Annotated in this window: 4 protein-coding genes; 2 read left to right on the forward strand and 2 right to left on the reverse strand. The window is 42.4% G+C overall.

Annotated elements, in window-relative coordinates; genetic code table 11:
- Window positions 1-255: 255 nt before the first annotated feature.
- Window positions 256-1,038 (reverse strand): exodeoxyribonuclease III, encoded by a 783-nt coding sequence (gene xth / locus VF500_RS06190; RefSeq protein WP_330858831.1) that lies wholly within the window; start codon window positions 1,036-1,038, stop codon window positions 256-258.
- A 109-nt stretch (window positions 1,039-1,147) separates the two neighbouring features.
- Window positions 1,148-1,339, reverse strand: a complete 192-nt coding sequence (locus VF500_RS06195; RefSeq protein ID WP_091211519.1) for a hypothetical protein — start codon at window positions 1,337-1,339, stop codon at window positions 1,148-1,150.
- A gap of 125 nt (window positions 1,340-1,464) precedes the next feature.
- On the opposite strand from VF500_RS06195, the gene VF500_RS06200 reads away from it, so the two are divergent.
- Together VF500_RS06200 and VF500_RS06205 are read left to right on the forward strand one after the other, a co-directional pair.
- Window positions 1,465-2,313, forward strand: a complete 849-nt coding sequence (locus VF500_RS06200; RefSeq protein WP_330858832.1) for an ABC transporter ATP-binding protein — start codon at window positions 1,465-1,467, stop codon at window positions 2,311-2,313.
- A complete protein-coding gene (locus VF500_RS06205) occupies window positions 2,306-3,076 on the forward strand; it encodes a hypothetical protein (protein ID WP_330858833.1) in 771 nt (256 codons plus the stop codon). Before VF500_RS06200 ends, VF500_RS06205 begins: the two co-directional genes overlap by 8 nt.
- Window positions 3,077-3,219: the final 143 nt, after the last annotated feature.

Here is a 3,219-nt window from a genome sequence, read left to right on the forward strand (position 1 = left end):
CAGAAGTACAAAAGGCAAGAAAGCTTGCTCGTCTGCAAAAAGAAGCTCAAAAACTCGGTCTTACTCTCCAAAATGCAGCTTGATTATGAATGATTTACATGCACGTCATTATAAGGTACGAAGCAATCCCAAACTATACAGAGCAGCTCTGTAAGTCGGGGATTGCTTCGTACCTCGCAACGACGTTTTTTACATACCATCTTTAATGTCCGTCAAGGCTCCTCTTAAAATACTATTTTCAAACACCTTCTAATATCATTCAGCATCTTTCAATTCAATCCAAACAGGCGCATGATCACTTGTTTTTTCCCAGCCGCGTACATCTCTGTTCACTCCGGCAGCTACAAGCCGTTTTTCCAAATGAGGGCTCAGTAAAAAGTGATCGATCCGTAAACCGGCGTTACGGCCGTATGCATCCCGGAAATAATCGAAGAATGTGTAGATCACTTCGGTAGGATAAAGTTTGCGGATAGCATCAGTCCAGCCCTGCTCGACAAGTGATTTAAATGCCTCGCGGGTTTCGGGGCGAAAAAGGGCATCATTTACCCAACGCTCGGGCTTATAAGCATCAAGTTCGGTGGGCATAACGTTATAATCGCCGGTTAAAACAACCGGTTTATCGGCAGCAAGCAAACCGGCTGCATGGATTTTTAATCGTTCAAACCAACCTAATTTATAATCAAACTTAGGTCCTGGCGCCGGGTTGCCGTTAGGCAGGTATAAGCAGCCTATGGTAATACCATCAACAAGCGCTTCAATATAGCGGCTGTGCTCATCTGTAGGGTCACCGGGAAGTGCCCGGCAAACCTCCGTGATTTCTTTATCTTTTTTTACCAGTATGGCAACGCCGTTCCAGCCTTTCTGTCCGTGCCAGATGGCTTTATAACCGGCATCAAGTACAGCCTGCTCAGGAAAGTTTTCCTGCGGTGCTTTCAGTTCCTGCAAACAGGCAACATCAGGGGCTGTTTCAGTTAACCAGCGAAGCAAAACAGGCAATCGCCCGTTTACACCATTTACGTTATACGTAGCTATTTTCATGATGCAATTTAAGCAGTTTAGGCTATATCAATGCGTTGCAAAATATAAAAGCGCTGCCATCCCTCGCAAACCATTGGGCGCAAGGGCTTATAAGCGGTATATCATTCCTTTATTTTTCAAACTCATCCGGATCCACTTCGGGCTCACCCGGTTCCGTATCAGGAATTTCATTCGGAATATTTTCGGGTGCTTCCTCGGGCATTTCCGGCTCCCCCGGATCTGTAGGCTGCCTAATCTCCGGCCGCTCGGGGTTTACCGGCATTTCATCTGGTTCGTTTGGCATGGTTCTCTTCTTTGACATATCTTATTAACTGTTAAGGGGATAATTGGTTTTCATGAAAACTCTCCCAATAAAAAAAATACCTCTTGCATTTTAAAAATGTTTAATTACATTTGCAGTGTACTACCACACTAATACACTAAACCATGATTCAAATAAGCAATTTGAATTTTAGCTACAACAGCAAAAAGCCGCTGTTCAAAAACCTAAACCTTTCATTAAAGGCAGGGCATATTTATGGCCTGCTGGGTAAAAACGGGGCTGGCAAATCAACCTTGCTAAAAAATATTGCAGGCCTGGCTTTTCCGCAATCAGGCAAATGCCTTATCAACGGAACAGAAAGCTCAAAGCGGTTAGTATCCACCCTGCAAAACCTTTACTTTATTGCTGAAGAAGTTTATGTACCGGCGCTAACTCCAGGACAATTTTTAGAAAGAACCGCAGGTTTCTACCCGGCCTTCAGCATTACCGACTTTTACAGTTATCTGAAAATATTAGATATTGATCCCGACCTATTGATGACCAAAATGTCGTACGGGCAACAAAAAAAGATGATCATCGCTTTTGGTTTAGCTACCAATACCAGCTTACTGATACTTGACGAGCCCACCAATGGGCTTGACATCCCCTCAAAAGTTCAGTTCAGAAAATTGATCGCATCCGTTTTAAATGATGAACGCTGTATTATTATTTCAACCCACCAGGTTAGGGATCTGGACAGCCTCATTGACACTGTATTGATTTTAGATGATCATCGTATAGTGGTTGAGAACTCGGTAGATGAGCTTACCGAAAAACTATTCTTCGGTGTTTTTAAAGACCTTACCGGCATGAATGTGCTTTATGAAGAAGATACATTGATGGGCAAATACGCCATTTTAGAAAACACCGCCGGCAAGTATGGCAAAATGGATCTTGAATTATTATTCAATGCAGCAACAACCAACAGCAGCAAATTATTAAACGCATTAAAATCAGCCACTCTCCATGAATAACTACTTCAGTTTAAAGCGCTTTTCGCAGCTGTTTATAAAACACACTGTTGAGCATTACCGCACCTATTTTATGTCGGCAGCGGTTTTGGCTGGGGTATTTTTGCTTGGCGGCTCGTTTATATTTTACATGATCCCCGGCCCGGTAGATGCCGGTTTTCAAATGGCCATATTCGGGGTGCTTATTTTGATAGCAGGACCATTATTTACAAGCACCATCTTTACCGACCTTGGCGATAAACGTAAGGCAATTCCCGTACTAACCTTACCTGCTTCACAATTTGAAAAGTTTATGGTTGGCTGGGTTTATTCATATATAATATTCATGTTGGTTTATACCGGGATCTTTTACCTGGTATTATCCATATTACTCAACCTGAAGCAATGGCCGGGACATCACCCTGAAATGCTTTCCCTTTTTCAGGATAAATCTTTATTAGTGATCATTATTTTTTCGCTGCTGCATTCCATTACCATGTATGGGGCCATCAGTTTTGAGAAGCTGCATTTTATTAAAATAGGTTTCAGCTTTTTTATTTTTTATGCATTACTGATACTGGCTGATACATTATTTCTGAGACTGATTGTTGGCAGGAAAATTTACCCGGCAACGCCGTTTGCATTCCTCAATTTTCCGGAGGGTACAAACTTTTATTCTATCGGTTTAAATGAGCAGCAATCGGCCTGGGTTTTTATTGCGGTGCCTGTTGTAGTGATACTATTTTGGATAGCCGCATACTTCAAACTAAAGGAGAAACAGGCTTAAAAAAAGACGATAATGGAATTTAAAGATAACGAAGCGATATACCTCCAGATAGCGGCTTTTGTAAGCGACCAGATCCTGATGGGTAAATGGCCCGCCGGGCAAAAGATCCCGTCGGTACGTGATATGGCTGTTGAACTTGAAGT

The sequence above is a fragment of the Mucilaginibacter sp. genome (genome assembly GCF_036383575.1).
Taxonomy (GTDB): domain Bacteria; phylum Bacteroidota; class Bacteroidia; order Sphingobacteriales; family Sphingobacteriaceae; genus Mucilaginibacter.